This window comes from Cupriavidus sp. L7L (genome assembly GCF_004353535.1).
Taxonomy (GTDB): domain Bacteria; phylum Pseudomonadota; class Gammaproteobacteria; order Burkholderiales; family Burkholderiaceae; genus Cupriavidus; species Cupriavidus oxalaticus_A.
This window is the reverse complement of the sequence record NZ_SMNY01000016.1, coordinates 44432-61438: the sequence shown is the minus strand read 5'-3', so window position 1 is coordinate 61438 and position 17007 is coordinate 44432. Positions and strand designations below refer to the sequence as shown.

10 protein-coding genes and 3 pseudogenes are annotated in these 17007 nt (G+C 62.0%); 10 read left to right on the top strand and 3 right to left on the bottom strand.

Going from position 1 to position 17007, the window contains the following annotated elements; genetic code table 11:
• The 5 genes and pseudogenes from E1J61_RS16530 to E1J61_RS16510 all read left to right on the top strand — a co-directional run.
• On the top strand, window positions 1-310 hold a 310-nt coding region (locus E1J61_RS16530; RefSeq protein WP_133095125.1), incomplete at its 5' end, for a type II toxin-antitoxin system VapC family toxin.
• 31 nt (window positions 311-341) lie between these two features.
• Window positions 342-599: pseudogene (locus E1J61_RS38295) on the top strand (tyrosine-type recombinase/integrase); the annotation flags it as partial.
• 42 nt (window positions 600-641) lie between these two features.
• Complete coding sequence (locus E1J61_RS16520) at window positions 642-2012, top strand: nitrate- and nitrite sensing domain-containing protein (protein WP_243736899.1); 1371 nt, start codon at window positions 642-644, stop codon at window positions 2010-2012.
• 746 nt (window positions 2013-2758) lie between these two features.
• Window positions 2759-3438, top strand: a pseudogene (locus E1J61_RS16515) (type IV pili methyl-accepting chemotaxis transducer N-terminal domain-containing protein).
• A 13-nt stretch (window positions 3439-3451) separates the two neighbouring features.
• A complete protein-coding gene (locus E1J61_RS16510; protein ID WP_133095124.1) occupies window positions 3452-4240 on the top strand; it encodes a type IV pili methyl-accepting chemotaxis transducer N-terminal domain-containing protein in 789 nt (262 codons plus the stop codon).
• A 368-nt stretch (window positions 4241-4608) separates the two neighbouring features.
• On the opposite strand, the gene E1J61_RS16505 is transcribed toward E1J61_RS16510, so the two are convergent.
• Window positions 4609-5757, bottom strand: coding sequence for a citrate synthase family protein (locus E1J61_RS16505; RefSeq protein WP_133095123.1), 1149 nt, complete (start codon window positions 5755-5757; stop codon window positions 4609-4611).
• 109 nt (window positions 5758-5866) lie between these two features.
• Between E1J61_RS16505 and E1J61_RS16500 the strand changes: the two genes are divergently transcribed.
• From E1J61_RS16500 to E1J61_RS16485, 4 genes are all read left to right on the top strand, one after another.
• The gene (locus tag E1J61_RS16500; protein WP_133095122.1) at window positions 5867-6820 is read left to right on the top strand and encodes a 2-hydroxyacid dehydrogenase; all 954 of its coding nucleotides are present in this window, start codon (window positions 5867-5869) and stop codon (window positions 6818-6820) included.
• A gap of 30 nt (window positions 6821-6850) precedes the next feature.
• Complete coding sequence (locus tag E1J61_RS16495) at window positions 6851-7537, top strand: fumarylacetoacetate hydrolase family protein (RefSeq protein ID WP_133095121.1); 687 nt, start codon at window positions 6851-6853, stop codon at window positions 7535-7537.
• A gap of 49 nt (window positions 7538-7586) precedes the next feature.
• The gene (locus tag E1J61_RS16490; RefSeq protein WP_133095120.1) at window positions 7587-8345 is read left to right on the top strand and encodes an SDR family oxidoreductase; all 759 of its coding nucleotides are present in this window, start codon (window positions 7587-7589) and stop codon (window positions 8343-8345) included.
• A gap of 84 nt (window positions 8346-8429) precedes the next feature.
• Window positions 8430-9404 carry a tripartite tricarboxylate transporter substrate binding protein gene (locus E1J61_RS16485; protein WP_133095119.1) on the top strand — a complete coding sequence of 325 codons (975 nt, stop codon included), beginning with the start codon at window positions 8430-8432 and terminating at the stop codon, window positions 9402-9404.
• A 299-nt stretch (window positions 9405-9703) separates the two neighbouring features.
• On the opposite strand, the pseudogene E1J61_RS16480 reads toward E1J61_RS16485, so the two are convergent.
• Together E1J61_RS16480 and E1J61_RS16470 are read right to left on the bottom strand one after the other, a co-directional pair.
• Window positions 9704-11113 (bottom strand): annotated as a pseudogene (locus E1J61_RS16480) (ISKra4 family transposase).
• A 327-nt stretch (window positions 11114-11440) separates the two neighbouring features.
• Window positions 11441-14887 carry an adenylate/guanylate cyclase domain-containing protein gene (locus E1J61_RS16470; RefSeq protein WP_133095117.1) on the bottom strand — a complete coding sequence of 1149 codons (3447 nt, stop codon included), beginning with the start codon at window positions 14885-14887 and terminating at the stop codon, window positions 11441-11443.
• A 550-nt stretch (window positions 14888-15437) separates the two neighbouring features.
• Here E1J61_RS16470 and E1J61_RS38290 point away from each other — a divergent pair.
• The gene (locus tag E1J61_RS38290; protein ID WP_243736901.1) at window positions 15438-15914 is read left to right on the top strand and encodes a phage integrase family protein; all 477 of its coding nucleotides are present in this window, start codon (window positions 15438-15440) and stop codon (window positions 15912-15914) included.
• Window positions 15915-17007: the final 1093 nt, after the last annotated feature.

Genomic DNA, 17007 nt, shown 5'->3' with positions numbered 1-17007 from the left:
CCTGTCGGTCATCACCGGCGCGGAACTGATGTACGGGCTGGCCAAGCGCCCCGGCGCAGCGCGCCTCGCGCGTGCAGTGGACGAGTTGCTGCGTCGGGTCGAGGTGTTGCCTTGGCCCCCTTCGGTGATGGCCGGCTATGGTGAAACCCGCGCTGCACTGGAATCTCAAGGGCAGCCGATGGGGGCGCTGGACTTGCTGATTGCCGCGCACGCGCTGGAGACTGGCGCGGTGCTGGTGACCAATGACCAAGCGTTCCGGCGCGTCCCTGGCCTAGTGGTGGAGGACTGGTCGGTGCCAACCGGGAACTGAGTCGATGGCGATGTAAATCCGCACAATGGCTGCACGCGGCGCGCTGCACCTGACCCTGAAGGCGGCGTTTGGCATGGCCACGGTGCTGGGCAAGTGCTTCGGCCCATTGGCTGCGCCACAGCGCTAGCTCGCATATGACCGGCCAGCGGTCGACCTGCGCTTTGTGCGGGACAACTTTGGGCACAGCTCGCTGTCGACGACGAGCGGCTACCTGCATAGCGGGGAGGATGCGCGGCATGAGGGCACGCAGGAGCGGCACCAGATCCCCCTGGCTGACGCGCCATGCTGACAGCGCAGCGACCCTACCAACCTACCGGCAGCAGGCCAACCGATGGCATACTCCTTGCCTTTTTGGCACCGCCCCCATGTCCTCTCTTTGCCAATGCCACTGACCGCCTCACAACTTGTCCTTCAGGCGAAGCAGCTTGAGATTGAGGCCGTTCAGTTGATCGCGAGCCGTGTGGAGCTGGCGGATCTGATCGGCCAGCTGATCCATGCGCTGCAACGTGAACGGGGCGCGAGCAGCATCTTTCTGGCCTCGGGCGGACAGCGCCTGGCTGCGGAGCGCGAGGCCGCCAAGGGAGAAGCCATTTGCCTTGAAGCACAGCTTGGCGAGCGCTTTGCCAGCCAGCTCGGATCCGGGCACATGGCAAGTGCCCCGATGGTGTCGTTGATGGCATGGGTGCAACTCGACCTGGCAACGCTTCCCGCACTGCGCATGAGCATCGATCAATGCCAGGTGACAGCTATTGAAGCCGTGGCGGCATTCAGCCGGTTGGTCGCGGCACTGCTCGAACTCATCTTCCATCTGGCCGACGTTGCCATGTATCCGGGAATCTCCCGGCCGCTGGTGGCCTTTGTGTACCTGGTGCAAGGCAAGGAGTCTGCTGGCCAGGAGCGCGCAGTGGGGGCGCAGATGTTTGCATCAGGCACCTGCACCGAGATCCAGCAACAGCGCGTGCTGCATCTGATCGCGGCACAGCAGCGCAGCTTCCAGGTGCTGGAGAAGTTCGCCGATCCCGCGTTGCTTGCCACGTGGCGGCGCCAGCAGACCAGTCCGTCGGTAGCTGCCCTGGAACAGATGCGCCGTACGCTGTTGACCACCCCGCCCGGCGCCCCGCTCGACAGCGATGCCAGCGAGAAGTGGTTCGAAGTCTGCAGCGAGGTGATTGCCAGCATGTGGACGCTCGAGGTGCAGGTGGTGCACGGCCTGCGGGCAGCGTGCGCGGCGCGGATCCGGTCGTCGCAGGCCGACCTGCAGGATTCTGCCGGCCTGTTGCGACGGCTGCTCGACAATCCGCCCCCGCACACACATGCCGTCGAACGCTTCTTCGATGCGGGGGCGACGTATTCGGGGAGCGCACCGGTACTGCCGGGAATGCCCGATGCCTCGCGGTCCCCGGCCAGCGTGGACGCCGCCACCGTGGCATCGCTCAAAGGCCTGCTGGAGAAGCAGTCGACACGCCTGGCCCAGACTGAGATCGAGCTGGATGCGGCACGGCGCGCCCTGCAAGAGCGCAAGCTGATCGAGCGTGCCAAGAGCGCGCTGATGGCCCGCATGGGGTTCAGCGAGGACGAGGCATTCCGCGCCCTGCAGAAGGCTGCGATGGACAATAACCGCCGCCTGGTCGACATTGCCGAAGCCACGCTTTCGCTGACCGACCTCGCCCTGCTGGCCCAGAACCCTCCGCCCGACGAATGAGCTGCCACGTCTGCCCGGACAAGCATGTGGTTTTCATATGTGTGGCGTCAGTTGCATGAGGGCGCTCGGACGAACTGGCCAGACTGTCCCGCTTCGTCATTCCGAATCCTAAATCAATCGGAGCAACAGCCAGGCTCGCCCGGTATCCGTCAATGGATCGTCGCCGCTTTTGGGGGCGATCATTTCAAGGAACCGCTTGTGGTGGCGCTGACCTCTCTGCAGACCCGACACTAAAAGCCGCGCTCTTCATTACTTTTGGGCCTATGTGTCACCCCGGCTTCTATCCCGGCATGACCTCGAGCAGAAGACGTGCCGAATGCCTGCCGCTCCGCCAAGCTGATTGCTGGTGTTGCCCAAACCTCGCTGCGCCATTGCCCAGGATCCATGTTGAGGGTTGGGTGCAGGGAGGCATCTACCGGCGGCCGCATCTCCGTGACGCATTTGGCACGAAATGAGTGCGGCGGCTCAGTCCCGCCCCGTCATTGCCCTGCCCGCGGCTCGCCGCGACTTGCGTGAGGTATGGCACACATATTGCGAGAAGGAACACACAGGCCAATGGCGGCCTTTAGCCAAACAGGCAAGTCGCGATGACGCGCTCCGAAAGGGGCGGCCGGGGCAATGGCGCCCCGAAGCGAGGTGACAGTGAACCGGGAACGCGGTTTGCGGGCCTCTTGCTTCGGGGCGCTTTTTTGTCTCTGGTCAACGCGAATGCACGTCCCGTTCCGACACCATTTGCGAGGCAATGCATGAATGCCCCCTCTACTCAGTTACCCCAGGCCGAAGTGTCCGCTGAGACCATTGGCGCGTTGATCAACCTTTCCGGACGGCAGCGCATGTTGTCGCAACGGATCGTGCTCCAGCTGTTGCTCGCCTCGCAAGGGGATCGAACCGCCCGAGAAAGCGCTCGCCAGTGCCTGTCGACGTTCGAATCCGCGCATTCGGATCTCGTGACTGGCAATGAGCGTTTGCCGGGCCCCTTCTCCGCAGCCTTGCAACAACTGTACCTCGGCATTCGCGCGCCGATGCGCGTATCCGTGAATTCATCACCCAGGCGCGGATGGCAATCGACGCGCCGCCGGCCGATACCGCCCGGCGAGCATCATCCCTCGATGCGCTCGTGACGCAGGCCACGCCAATACTGGAACTACTGCAGAGCGTCACACAGGCCTACCAAGAGGAAATGCATGGTTGCGAGATGGCAGTGCGAAAACGCCAGGCCGACCTCGTCGACCGGCTCAGCAATATTACGATGCAGGCGAACATCGTCGCAATGAATGCGCGCGTCTCCGCCGCACGGGCGGGGGAGTATGGGAGGGAGTTCTCCGTGATCACGCAAGTGCTTGCAGACATCATCAAGGAGATGGATCAACTGGTCCGCCATCTCGTCGGCTCAAGCAACGCGTCCAAGGGTTCACCCAGACATTGATATGGAGGCGACCTTGAAACGTTACCTCACTTCCTGCTGCTTGCTGCTCTGCTGCGTCCTGGGGCTGGTGGGCGGGACGGCGTTCGCCGAAACGATGACCATCCACTCAGCGATCAACAAGGCGGGCCGCCAGCGCATGCTGTCTCAGCGAATGGCCAAGGCATATTGCCAAGTCGGCCTTGGTGTCGAGACGGACCGTTCCAAGAAGATCCTCGAGGAGTCTGTGGCACTCTTCGACAGGCAACTCACGGATCTAAAGTCGTTCGCGCCGACGCCGGAGATCAAGGACACCTATGACAGGCTTGGGCAGACTTGGATCGTCTATAAGCAGTTGCTAACTGGCAGCAAACCGAATCCCGAGAACGCGAAGAAGATCGCATCGGCCAGCGAGGACGTACTGACGCTTGCGCAGCAAGGCACCGTACAACTCGAAAAGCATTCTGGCACCGCAGCGGGCAAACTGATCAACGTTGCCGGCCGACAGCGCATGCTTTCGCAGAGAATCGCCAAGGCCAGCATGTTCCGCGCCTGGGGCATCACCTTCCCGCAGATGGCCCAGGAACTGGACAGTTCCGCCAGGGAGTTCGCGGCCGCGCAGGAACTTCTCACCGCAGCGCGGCAGAACACGCCGGCCATCCGTAGTGCGCTGCAGCTTGCCGGCTCTCAGTGGCTCTTCTTTGAAGAGGCGCTCAAACAGACCGGCGTCAGTCGCGCGGAGCAATTGAGAAACATCGCCACGACCAGCGAGCGCATTCTTCAGGTCATGGATGACGTCACCGGCATGTACGAGGGACTAAGGTAACGGGGCCATCAACACCGTCGGTGGCAGTTTCTGGCTTTCGCATCGGAACTCACATCGCCTTCGCGTCTCGTGAAACACCGGGCAGGCCATCGAAAGTCGCAATGGCAATGCCGCGCGAACCGAGCGAATCGGAGCTCCACGGGATGGAGGAGCAAAGCGTCTTCGCGACTAATGTACTCGGGCTTGTCATTAAAGCGACTAACACGCCCAACCGTAAAACCTCCGGCATGCAGCGGGCTATCGCTGCCCGGCAGTCAAACCCCAAGCGAGGCGGCGGGCATCAGCGCCCACCACTTGCGTGGCGCTCAGCATAAGCCACGGCCTCAGGATCTGTCGATCTATACAAGACACTGCGTACGTTCTGCCAGTTAGCCCTCACTCCGTTCCGGCACCTTCCCGACATAGCGCCCTCTCGGCCGTATCACCTGCCCCACCCCTAGTTGTTCCAGGCTATGCGCCAACAGTCCGATGCTGCGCGCCGTGGCAAACATCCCAAACGCTGCGTCGTCCGGGAGTCCATAGTGGGTAACCAAGGCCGCCAGTGCGACATCGATGTTCGGTTGCAAGCCGGTCAGGCGAGTCGCCTTCTCGATAAAGCGGGCGATCACTTCAGGGGGATCAAACAAAGCCAACAAGGCAGCCGCACGCGGATCGCCTTCGGGATAGAGATGGTGCCCAAAGCCCGGCAATGGCAAGCCAGTGGACAGATGGTGCGCAATGACCTGGTCTTCGCCCTGTCGGTCCAATTCATTGAAAAGCGCCTTGACGCGGCCCGAGGCGTCTCCATGCAAGGGACCGGACAGTGTGCTCAAGCCGGACAGCAGGCATGCCGGCAGGGATGCCCCGGTAGACGCAGCGATACGCGCGGCAAAGGCGGAACTGGTCAACTCATGGTCGACCAGTAGCACCATTGCGGTCCGCAGAAGATCTGCCCCTTGCGAGGACTGTTTCCACCCTTGCGCGAAGCGCAAGTGCAAGGGCTGTTGTCCGGGATGCGCCCCAAAACTATTGGCCACCTGTCCGACCAGGCTTTGGCATTCGTGATGCAAGACGCGTGTCATGCGCCCATGGGTGGAGTGTCCCATCGCGGCCAACTCCGCCAGAGCTTTGAACGCGGCGATCCGCCCTGGCCTGCCGAAGCGGGCAGTCGACGAGAAGTCCACCGGCTCCTCTGCATTCCATAGCAAACACGCAACGCCTTCCAAGCTCGCCGAGCCTGCCAGCATCACTGCGTCCTGACCGCGGTAGTACAAGCGCTCGCGCACGAAGGTGGACAGTGCCGTCGGAATACTTGGCTCCGCTCCGAACAGCGTATTGGTGGCGAGCGTCTCAAACTTGCGTCCGGCTTGCTTGCGCTTTGCCAGGTTCGCCACATCTTCGGCGCGATACAGGCTGCGGCGGGAATCGGTCGGGTCTGATGTGACTTCCAATTTGCCGCGGCTGACATACGCATAAACCGTCTGCGGCCGAACGCCTAGGCGTTTGCACGCCTCATCCATCGATATCCAGGATCCCATGATGACGTGTTGAGCGAACTTTTTATGTTGATTTTATATATCAAGATTGCCGTGACAATCAAGTTATACCTACCATGCAATCACTCTTTCACGACCTACTGCACTGGACATGAAGCCGCAGATCCTCCAACTCAATCCCATCCTGATCCCTGCAGCAAATGAAGAACTCGCAGCACGCTATCAGGTACACAAGCTCTTCGAGATCGAGGACCAGGATGCCTGGCTGAGCCAGCATGGCGACGCGATCGAGGCTGTCATTACCGGCGGCCACACCGGCATCTCGCGGGCCATGCTAGAGCGGTTGCCAGCGCTGAAGGTCGTGGCCGTCAACGGCGTTGGAACCGATGCGGTAGATCTGGCCTACTGCCGCGAGCGCGGCCTGCCCGTCACCGCCACACTTGGCGCATTGACCGAGGACGTGGCAGACCTCGCGATCGGCTTGCTGATCGCGGCCTGCCGTAATATCTGCGCGGGCGACCGTTTTGTGCGCGACGGCCAGTGGGAACTGCACCCTCAGCCCAGTGCGATCCCGCTAGCCCGGCGATTCAGCGGCATGCACGTCGGCATTGTGGGCATGGGACGGGTCGGTCGCGCGGTCGCAACGCGAGCAGCCGCCTTTGGCTGTTCGATCCGCTATACCGACCTGCATCGCATCGAAGACGTTCCGCATGAGTTCGTGGCGGATCTGCGCGAGCTTGCGCATGACAGCGATGCGCTGGTGCTGTGCGCAGCGGCTGACAAGGCCGAAGGCATCGTCGATGCCGCTGTGCTGGATGCGCTCGGCCCCCAGGGTTTTCTTGTCAATGTGGCCCGCGGCCGATTGGTCAACGAGACCGATCTGACCGAAGCCATTGCCGCCGGCCGAATCGCGGGCGCAGCGCTGGACGTGTTTGTAGACGAGCCGCGCGTTCCCCTGACGCTACGCCAGTCCGAGCGTACGACGCTGCAGGCCCATCGCGCCAGCGCCACACGGGAAACCCGCACCGCCATGGCGCAGATGGTGCTCGACAGCGTTGCCCAGGCCCTCGCCGGCAGCCATCCCACCATGAGCCTCACTACCTGAGCGCAGAGTCAATCGTTGACATCGCCCAAGATGACCGACTTCGTCTTCGCACCCATGGCCACGCCCACCCTGCCCGTCACCGGCCGCGCGGCGCTGTTCCCCATCGCAAGGGTCTTCTGTATTGGGCGCAACTACCGGTGGTCTTCCGACGAGCCCGCGCCACAAGCAATGCCCGCATGGTTCATGAAGCCCGCCACCGCCGTGGTGCCCGCCGCGCACCACTTGCCCTATCCGCCGGGAACCGCAGAGTTCTGCCATGAGGTCGAACTAGTAGTCGCCATCGGCCGTGGCGGCCGAGACATCGATCCGGCACAGGTTGAGGACCGTCATATCTGGGGCTATGCGGTCGGACTGGATATGACGCGCCGCGACATGCAGCAGGCAGCTAAACGCGTGGGCGGTCCGTGGGAGCCCGCCAAGGCCTTCGACCGCGGTGCTCCCTGTAGCCCGATCACGCCCGTGACCACTTGCGGGCATCCGCGTGAAGGGTCAATCCGGCTGGCGGTGAATGGCCTGGAGCGGCAGCAGGCGGACTTGTCAGACCTGCTGTGGCCGGTTCCGGAGCTTGTGGCCATGCTCTCGCGCTCCGTGATGCTGATGGCTGGTGATCTCATTTTTACCGGCACGCCAGCAGGTGTAGGGCCATTGCATCCGGGCGACGTCGTCAGCGCCAGCGTGGCAGGACTTAACGAATTTTCGCTGACGGTCACGCCCTGATGGCACGCAGTTTCGATTTTTATTTCCATCTCACAACAGGAGACCGTCCTTGAACGCTCCCCGAAAGATTGCCCTCGTGACGGGCGCCGGCAGCGGCGTTGGCCGTCTTACCTCGCTTGGCTTGCTCAACGACGGCTGGACGGTCGTGTTGGCCGGCCGTCGCCCTGCCCCCTTGCAAGCGCTGGCCGCCGAAGCGGCTGCACGCGGACAGACGGCGGTGGCCATGCCTGCCGACGTCACCGATCCGGAACGCGTGCAAGCCCTGTTCGACAGTATCGAACGCGAGTTCGGGCGATTGGACTTGCTATTCAACAACGCCGGCGTTAATGCCCCGGCTGTGCCGATGGATGAGTTGCCGCTGGACAACTGGTTCCACGTCATCAACACCAACGTCACGGGAGTCTATCTTTGTGCGCGGGCGGCCTTTGGGCTGATGCGCCGCCAATCACCACAGGGCGGGCGCATAATCAACAACGGGTCCATCTCGGCGCATACGCCGCGCCCCTTCACTGCGCCTTACACCGCCAGCAAGCACGCGGTCACGGGCCTTACCAAGGCACTGGCGTTGGACGGTCGCGCCTTCAACATCGCTGCGAGTCAGATCGACATCGGCAACGCGTTGACCGAACTGTCAGAGCGCATGACGCGCGGCGTCCTGCAGGCCAACGGAACGATCGCGCCGGAGCCCATGATGGACGCCAACCACGTTGCTAATGCCGTGCGTCATATGGCCTCGCTGCCGCTGAATGCCAACGTGTTGAGCATGACCGTCATGGCCAGTGCCATGCCATTCGTCGGGCGTGGCTGACACTGATCCGCACCCTACCTGCATGGCAAAGGTGCGCGTCCACCAGAGTTGACATGAGTTAACCGGAAACAATTGGAGACAACGATGCAGTTCCCTACCTTGATCAAGACACTGGTCGTCCCCGCCGCGCTGCTCATCGCACCCGGCCTGGCAACCGCGCAGCAATACCCGGCGCGAGCCGTCACTATCATCGTTCCCGCGCCGGCCGGGGGTGGCATCGACCTGATCGCGCGGATCGTCGGTGAAAAGCTCGCCGTCAAACTTGGCCAACCGTTCATCGTCGAAAACCGTCCGGGTGCGTCCAATAACCTGGGCACGGCGGTGCTGGCCAATGCCAAGCCCGACGGGTACACCATCGGCATCGTGGGCGGCAGCCACAACATCAACAAGTTCCTCTTCAAGAACCTTGGGTGGGACCCGCAAAAGAGCTTCGAACCCATCGTCTACACCCACGAGATTCCGCTGGTGTTTGCGGTCTACCCGAAGCTGCCGGTCAAAACGGTACCTGAGCTAGTCACCTGGATGAAGGCAAATCCCAGCGAGGCCAAGGTGGCCACGTCCGGGCGTGGCAGCGCGCAGGAAATGGCCGCAGAGATGTTCCGCATGGTAAGCGGGGCACCCGTGCTGATGGTGCCGTACAAAGGCTCGTCCGCAGCCCATCCTGACCTGATTGCCGGACGGACCGCGCTCTACATCGACACCATTAGCGCGATCCAGGAGCAGGTCAAGTCCGGCAACGTTCGCGCCGTCGCAGTATCCACTCACAACCGCTCCAAAGCGTTGCCCAACATACCCACTGCCCAAGAGCAAGGCCTCAAGGGTTATGACGCCAGTACCAATGGCGGCTTCCTGGCCCCCGCAGGTACGCCAAAAGAGATCGTGTCCAAGCTCAATGCCGAGGTCAATGCTGCGCTGAAATTGCCCGAGGTCCGCGCCAAGCTGGAGGCCACAGGGATTGAAGTCAAGGGCGGCACATCCCAGGATTACGCGGCGTTGATCAAATCTGACCTGGCAAAATGGGAAACAGTGGTCAAAGAGGCGGGCATCCAGCAGGAGTAAATGGTGATGCACGGAAAAGCGAAGCGGGCAGGGTAAGCCAGCCTGCTGGCGACGCGTTGCGTCATTCGAAGGCAACGAGTCGCCCGCCTCTTGCATCGGGACTGCTGGATCGCCGCGCGCTTGCGAAGCTCAAAGAAGAAGTAGTAGCGGACCCCGCAGGTCATCGAGACAGTCAGTGTTGAAGATCGTGGTTCGCGCGAGCGCGCTCATCATTCATGAGACTGTCGCTTTTTTTGGATCATCAATCGTGGGAGTGGAACGAAGTTGGGGGATGCGCCCATCTACGTGCTCAGTTCGATCTACGGCGACCGAAAGTGTGGGTACTTACAGATGAATTGCTCCTCCAGCTTGCCATCCAGCAGTTCGACTCGCGCCTGGAGAAGGTAATGCGCACCGTTGATAGACCACCGCATCTGCTGTCGTTTGGACAGGCGACGGTTGATCAGATGATTCATCACTGATTCTGCCGGAGCGGTAGAGATTCGCCTCCCCGCCCGCCTTGCGCGCGCATAGTCAACAAGGATGGCTGCGTTGTGCTGGAGAAAAATGAGGAGCCGATTGGCAGCACCGAAGGTAGTCGCTGCGGCAGGGCCATAGAAGCTTTCACGCTTCAACGCCTCCTCTTTCATGGAGGCAGCCAACGTTCTGGTCAACTCTATACCTATTGCCGCTCGGCCTCTCCACAGTGCCTCTCGTATTTTTCGCCATATCTTTTCGCACCGTGAGAAGATCTCTGGGCGCGGTAGAAAGTAATTGCGCGAGAACAGCGATGATCGTATCGCGTGAAGTTTCATCGCAAGGTGGAACCAGTCGAGCATTGGTGACGCTACTCGAGGCGCGATTTGGGTCACCAGGCTTCGCATCCCGCTTGCACCGTCGTTAACGACGTCCACGAACGTCGACGGAGACCAACCGCACTGCTTCAAGGCTGCGCTCACTAAAACACGCGCCAGGATTCGACGAGGAATTGCGCAGGCGAACCGCCTTGTCATCCTACCCTCTCGTTCAATTCGGCCTGCGAGCACCTCAAACTTCGAGATCTCCTCGAATGGATAGGCTGTAACCACAGTACTGTCAATTGCCATCGAAAGTGATTTCGCCCGTTCCTCGCACTGAGAATCCGAGCCCCACCCCAATGCGAACTGGCGGTCTTCAATGTACTCACCGATCTTGATCGTCTCGCGTCGGACGCGCATATGAGACAGGCAAGAGACCGATGTCAGCGCAGAAACGACGGCCGCAGCAGACCTGTATGATCCTGTTGCTCCGTGACGCGCACACAGGTAGGCCAGCTCGGGGGTAGTTCGTGAGGGAAGAAGCCGTTTGATGGGGCACAACGTTTCCCTGTGGTCTTATATATCGCCGTTCTCATCAAGCGGCTCCGGCAGGCACATGCAAGCCACAACCCGTGGAACGCGAACGTGAATTGTGCCTAGTGCAGTATCGAACGTGCGTGGTCGCCAATCTTTGATGCGGCGATACGCTCCGCAATGCGGGCACCTTCTCTTGGCGCGATCGTAAGCGTAGATCTGCTGCTGTGCCACAGTCTGTTGAAGCGCGAGAGCCAGCAGCCGCACTTCTCGCAGCGAAAGACCGAAGTCTGCAGGCTCCGCGTTACACGTTGGTCGCTCTACTGTCCCGAGTTGGATAGTTTCGTCGCTCCCATCGTCCGCATGGCATTGTAGGCAAAGAGTCCAGCGTAGTGACATGGTGGCCCCCGATACTCATCTGGGAAACATCATCACCTTAGTCGCAATGTGGCACCCTCCCCCAGTTTCTTTCCACTCCCACTATCCTCGATCCTCAACACTGGCCATTGCTCCGATCGATGGTCGAAACGTCTGTCGTGCTGCGACGCTGCGGAAATGCGCAGGTTCGCCCAAAGCCTGCGCGCCGACTTACCGGCTGTGCGGGCGGCCTTCATGCTGCCATGGATGGTCAGTCGCGATCGGTACATTACCGATGGGTCGCCGGCTCAAGTCCGGCCCAGCGTACCACTCTTCATTTGCCGGTATGGCGAAATTGGTAGACGCCTCCTACGACAACGACGCCAACAACTCTCCGGCCTGACGCGCATCCACGGTGTCTGTCCCCTCAGTAAAGGCTGCCCGGATCTCGAGGAGTAAATGCCGCGCAGCGGCATCCTTGCCCTGGCGTAGCCATAGCCGCGCGAGGCTCAACACGCATTGCAACTCGATTGACTTGGCTTCGTGGCGACGTGCGAGCGCAATGGCCTTCTGGAACCGCGCCTCGGCATCCTTATCTACGGCGGGCGCGGCCGCAGTGCCCGCATTCTGGCCACGCAACTGCAGCATCAATTCGCCTTGCAGGCGAATCAGCGTCGCTTCATCGAAGCGCTCTTCCGTCTTGCCCACGAGCGCCAGCGCGTCATCCAGGACGCGAAGCGCGGCTTCAGGCTGCCCTGCCCTGCCATAGGCGTCGGCGAGTAGTCCCAGGAGGGATGGTCTTCCCAATGCGGCACCGGTCGCTTCATGTGCGCCAAGTCCTTGGTGGATCAGTGCGATGCCCTCCGCGTGGCTGCCTTGCCTGGCCAGGGCCCAACCCCGCAGGATCGTTGCCCATGCCAGGTACATGGAGAACCCCTGCTCGCTCGATAGTTGGAGCGCGGCATTGGCGAACTCCAGCATCTCTTCGGGCTCGCCGCGGCGTTGATACAGTTCGGCCGCATAGATCAGGGCGAGCGCAAGGCCGAACGGGTCGGACGCATTCCTGGCCATCTCCAGTGCCTCTTCGCTTCGGGACAGCGACTGATCGGGCAAGCCCAGATACCAGAGGCTCCAACTCAGGCTGCTACGCATATGGAGCGCGGGATTGCGCACATAGCGCAGCAGATGTCCGTAAGACTGTCGGTCAGGGCGGTGCAAGGTCAGCGCCTGCTCCATGTGACTGCGGGCCAGGCGGAACTTGCCCAGGCGGAATACTGTGGTGCCAAGCACCCGGTGCGCCTCCGCAAGCTGCTCCGGATCCTGTGCATCCTGCGCGAGACCGAGCAGCCGCTCGGCCAGCGTCTGCGCCGTCTCGAGTTCGGAGCGCAACAGATAGAACGACCACAAGCCGAGCTGTGCTGAGAAGAGCTGCGAGGTTTCCCCGCCTTGCTCGCTGAGGACGAGGGCCCGAGTATAGTTCGCTTGTACCTCCGGTGAACCATAGCCTCGCACAGCCATCCAGGCCGGACCAAGGGTCAGCCGCAACGTGAGTTCCTCGCGGCTGCGTTCGGGGGTATCAGGCTGGTTTTTCAGGAGATCGAGGGCGGCGCTGAGATGTGTAATGGCCTCGGACTGGGCGGAGCGCTGCAGCGCTTGCTTTCCCGCCAGCTGCAGGTACTCGACCGCCTTCGGCACATTGCCGCTCTGGCTGTAGTGGTGCGCCAGCTCGCTGCAATATTCGCTCAGCCTGTCGGGAAACAGCGCCTCAATGGCTTGGGCGGTACGCTCATGCAGAAAGCTTCGCTGTTCCGAGAGCAAGGAGTTGCTCGCCACCTCCTGGGTCAGCGCATGCTTGAACGCGTACTCCACCTCGGGAAAGGTGGGGCGCTCATAGATAAAATCACCGATCTGCAGGTCAGCCAGCAGCGGGTGAAGCGATGCTTCGGACTGGCCCGTGACATGCCGGATCAAACTGGACGGGAACTCCGCGCCAATGACCGCCAGCGTCTGCAGCAGTTCCTTTTGCGGCAGCGGCAGCCGGTCGATACGCGCCGCCAACACGCCTTGCACGGTTGTCGGAATATGGAGTGCCAATGGCGCCTTCTCGACGCTGTAGTTTCCGGGCTGGCCGAGCAGCGCGTTTTCCTCGGCCAGGGTCTGGACAACTTCCTCCATGAAGAACGGGTTCCCCTCGGTCTTTGACAGGATCAACTGCTTCAGTGACGCAAGGGACGGGTCTGCGCCCAGCAGCGCAGTGAGCAAGCCCTGCGCCTCCGTCTGGCCCAGCGGTTCGAGATGCAACTGGGTGTAGAAGGTGTGTTGAGCCCAGTCATGCCGGTACTCGGGGCGGTAGTTGACCAGCAGCAGGATCTTGGCGCGCGGCACCTCGGCGATGAGCACATTCAGGAAGGCTTCCGTCTCGCTATCCAGCCATTGGAGATCCTCAAACAGGACCATGAGCGGCTGGTTCTGACTCTCGCGCACCAGCAAGCGCGCCATCGCCTCGAAGGTGCGCTGACGCCGGATGGCCGGATCCATCGTCGGCAATGCCGAGCCTGGCTCAACGATGCCCAGCAGGTATAGCAAGTAAGGCAGTTGATCCTCCAGGGCGCGGTCCAGAATCAGGAGTCTGCCAGTGGCCTTCTCGCGATAGCGGCGTTCGTCATCCTGCGCCGTGATCTGGAAATAGTTGCGCAGCAGGTCGATCAGGGGCAAGTAAGGAAATGCCTTGCCATGCGACACCGAAAAGGTCTCGAGCACCATGCAGCCTTGCTGCGCGCGTGCCTTGAATTCATGGAACAGGCGCGACTTGCCCACTCCCGCCTCGCCCACAACGCCGACGATCTGTCCCTGCCCTGCGCGGGCCAGTTCGAGCGCCTCGCCCAGGCGCTTCAGTTCGGCCTCGCGACCGACAAAGCGGGCCAGGCCACGTTGCGCCCCCACCTGCAAGCGCGTGCGCAAGGCGCCCAGGCCGAGCACCTCATACACGGCCAGCGGCTCACGCAGGCCCTTGATCTGTGTGCGCCCCAAGGCCTTGAACTCGAAGTACCCCTCGGCCAGTTTGTGCGTCGATTCGCTGACGAGGATCGATGACGGGGTCGCGACCCCTTCCATTCGCGCGGCGATATGGATCGTGTGGCCGACCGGGTCGTAGTCCGTGCGCAAGTCATCCTTGCGGATCGAGCGCACCACCACTTCGCCGGTATGGACGCCAACCCGGATCTGTAGCGGGATGCCCTGCTCCAGCCGCACCTTGTCGCTATGGCCGCGCATGGCTTGCTGCATACGCAGCGCCGCAAACAGCGCCCGCAACGCGTGGTCCTCGTGGGCGATTGGTGCGCCGAACAAGGCGAGAATTCCGTCACCGAGGGATTTGGCCACGTATCCCTCGTAGTGATGCACCGCTTCCATCATCAGCACCACGACCGGATCGATCAGGCTGCGGGCTTCTTCGGGGTCCAGGTCCTGGATCAATGCCGTCGAGCCGGCCATGTCCGCGAACAGCGCGGTGATGGTCTTGCGCTCGCCGCCAGCGTCCCCACCCTTTGCCTCCATGGCGGCCTGCTCGGCGCGGATCCGTTCGGCCAGATGCGGCGGTGTGTAGAGAATCGGGGCCGGCAAAGGCGACACCGGGGGCGACCGGCGCGGCGAGTCTGCCGCCGTGTCCCCCAGCAGCGCGCCGCACGCGCCGCAGAATTTCGCGGTTGGGCTTGATTCGCTTCCACATTGCCGGCAGATCTGAGCAAGTCTTTGCCCACACTCCTCGCAGAACCTGGCTCCCGAGGGGTTCTCGAACTGGCAATTCGTGCAGCGCATTTCGCCTCCCGACTGCGTGTGCCTGCCACGCAGCCATTACAGGCGCATTCGCGGAGATTGGCAAGGCGGCTCGTCAGCCGATGACTGCCCTGAACAAACTAGGACGGGCCGCGTTACGTCAGCCGGATAGGCGCAGGGCCCGGCACAAAATAATTTACATTGCGCTTTAGTCGGCATTTCCGCAGGACTCCGGATGGCATGTGTCGAATATTGTTATAGGTCAAGCACTTAGCGCTGCCTCCATGGCTCATGGATTTCACTGCGCACGCCGTCACCAAACTCACCCGCACCGAATTTGCCGTGGTCCGTGCCTATGCGCAAGGCATGCGGTCAGTCGACATCGACAACCCCTACCTGGTAGACCGGCTGAGGACGAGCACCTGAGCGAGGCCCAGGCAGTTCAGCGCATCCTGGCCTTGCGCGACTACCTCGTGCTGTTCGCCCTGCAGCACGGCCAGCCCGCGATCGCGAGCATGTTCGAAGCATCTGGGCGCGAGTTCGGATGTTGGTATGCCCCCGCGGGTAGACGCAGTGTAGGCGCTTGAGCAGCGTGGACAGAGCTACCCCCAGCCACAGCACGAGGTGTCGCTGCTTCAAGCCGAGTCTGGCACGCCGACTGGTAGCGGCCAATATCCGGCGGATAGAGGGCCTCACGTCCCTGGCGACTCGGCGCGGCAGCAGTTGGTGGCGCGCGGTGCCACGCATCGGCGCGCAGCCTAAGGGTGGTTCGAGCGCTGCTTCGCGCATTGGTCAAGGCCGATCACCTGGCGACCGCCCCGCTCATTCCAAGGCTAGCCGCCGCCGCTGCACCCACTGCGCTGCGCGCGCCGTCCAGTGGAGGTCTTCCTGGCGTGGTTGGGGAAGCACGGCACGGTTCCGCGACATCGTGCTGCGTTGGTTGCAGCCCAACTCAGCGGAGGCTTGCCACTTAGCGAACTGGCGGTGCTACGCTGCGCCAGCTCGCAGCCCAGCGCTGGTGGCACGGATTGCAACGCCAAGGTTCGCGCCGGCAGGTGGTGACCCTTAATACCGCCGTCCAACGAGCCTTACAGGCACATTGGGCCGACCGCGGCTGACCAAACGTGATGCCGCCGGCGCAGGCGGCGCTGTTAGCCCCAACGGCGCAGCCGGCCACCACGCGCGGACGCAACAAACGGCTCGCGGGGGTGGAGGCCGGGCTATTCCGCCAGCGGCCTGGATCAACTACTGCGTACTCTGTCGCGCGCTTCTGCGATCAGTGCGGGCGGCCCTCGGATGGCTTTGCCCCCGGACAGCTTCGCACCCGCGCCAGCCAGGCCTGAGCTGCTAACGCCGGGACGCCAACGCCAACCGACCTTGGCGTTGCGCGAAGCGGGGGCGTTCCTTCCTCTCGCTCGGCCGGGACCTTAAGGGAAGGCCCTAGAGTTCGACACCACGGTTACCTCGAGAAGCCGCCCAGTTCGCGCTGATAATCGCCCTTTGCGCCGACCCGGATTCTGCTTCATCCTCGGCTGTAGTGGAGACTCTCCGACCCCTACTGGACGGCTGCAATTCCAAGCCCCCTCGAAGTGCTTCTTCTTTGCTTTCGGGCATTCAGATCGCAGCCCATCGTCATCCGTATGCGGCTTCGCTGAGCATGTCGAGATGGCCAAGGTCACCAATATTGGCCAAACGCCAAGCCTGAGCCAAGGGCAAAGTCACCGAATTTGTACGAACGTCGGTTTTGCCAGCGGCCACCGAATAGGGGCCCTGTAGCCTGCGGTCTTTGCTCATTCTCGCTATGGTTAGGTCACCAAACTGCTTGCAGCGCGGCAGACGACCTCTCGCAAGGTCACCAATATTGTTCTGTTCCGATGCTTCCCAACAGGCAAAGTCACCGTCAATTGTCCGTTAGCGGCAGAGTCCGCCGCTAAACACGCCCCGCAACAGGTCTTACGGGAAGCCTTGCAACTGGGATTCGTACAATCTTTGTGACCTTTCACTTGGCCCTTGCACCACGGTCTCGGGGGATTCCCCGAAGGTATGTGTCTAATCGGCGAGACGAAGCCGGGTGCATGCACGCTCCGTGTGACGTGAGGCAACTCATTAGAGCTGTGGCTGCGGGTGAAATAGTCCAATTCCGCAGCTTGCGTCATGTCCGG

What these genes read in the sequence shown, in the direction of transcription:
- E1J61_RS16520 (WP_243736899.1), top strand. Translation starts at nt 642, where the DNA reads ATGGCATACTCCTTGCCTTTTTGGCACCGCCCCCATGTCCTCTCTTTG.
- E1J61_RS16505 (WP_133095123.1), bottom strand. Translation starts at nt 5,757, where the DNA reads ATGGGATCCTGGATATCGATGGATGAGGCGTGCAAACGCCTAGGCGTT.
- E1J61_RS16500 (WP_133095122.1), top strand. Translation starts at nt 5,867, where the DNA reads ATGAAGCCGCAGATCCTCCAACTCAATCCCATCCTGATCCCTGCAGCA.
- E1J61_RS16495 (WP_133095121.1), top strand. Translation starts at nt 6,851, where the DNA reads ATGACCGACTTCGTCTTCGCACCCATGGCCACGCCCACCCTGCCCGTC.
- E1J61_RS16485 (WP_133095119.1), top strand. Translation starts at nt 8,430, where the DNA reads ATGCAGTTCCCTACCTTGATCAAGACACTGGTCGTCCCCGCCGCGCTG.
- E1J61_RS16470 (WP_133095117.1), bottom strand. Translation starts at nt 14,887, where the DNA reads ATGCGCTGCACGAATTGCCAGTTCGAGAACCCCTCGGGAGCCAGGTTC.